The sequence below is a fragment of the Candidatus Merdisoma sp. JLR.KK006 genome, assembly GCF_036941035.1.
Lineage (GTDB): Bacteria > Bacillota > Clostridia > Lachnospirales > Lachnospiraceae > Laedolimicola.
Genome location: NZ_JAYMNS010000092.1, coordinates 1 through 609 on the forward strand (window position 1 = coordinate 1; position 609 = coordinate 609).

Here is a 609-nt window from a genome sequence, read left to right on the forward strand (position 1 = left end):
GTAAACGGTAGATAGTCCGTACCTTTACAAAACTGGAGCAAATCTGTATGATAGAAACAGATTTGCTCCAGTCTTATTATTTCACTTCATCTTTACCGGGCTTACGACAATTCACAGGCAGGTTCGGTGACCAGGGGAGCATGTCATCCAGAAAATTTCGGTCAGTATCATCCAGGTGTTTTGGGATCTCGGTAAGCAGATATTCGAAATAATCATATGGTTTCAGGTTGTTTGCTTTTGCTGTTTCTGCAATACTATATATAATGGCGCTGGACTTTGCACCTGCAACCGTATCGATCATCACCCAGTTTTTCTTCCCGATACAGAATCCCCGAATCGACTGCTCTGCCGCATTATTATCCATCGGGACTTCACCATCATCCAGAAATACTTTAAGGTATTTTTCCTGGTTAAGTGAATAGCTGAAACCTTCCCATGTCTTACTTTTCTGTGGCACTTTTGAAAGGTTTTCACGCACCCATACGAAATAAGCCTCCACCAGGGGTTTTACATTCAACTGGCGGCGGTTCTGACGCTCCTGTGCAGGAAGTTCCTTCAGCTGTTTTTCTTCCCGGTAGATTGCCTGGATCATGGTCAGCGCAAGGTATG

General features: G+C 44.2%; 1 protein-coding gene. It reads right to left on the bottom strand.

The features are described 5' to 3' along the window. Positions 1-76: 76 nt before the first annotated feature. A partial coding sequence (locus tag VSQ61_RS22725) for an IS66 family transposase (protein WP_334346584.1) occupies positions 77-609 on the bottom strand: 533 nt, incomplete at its 5' end.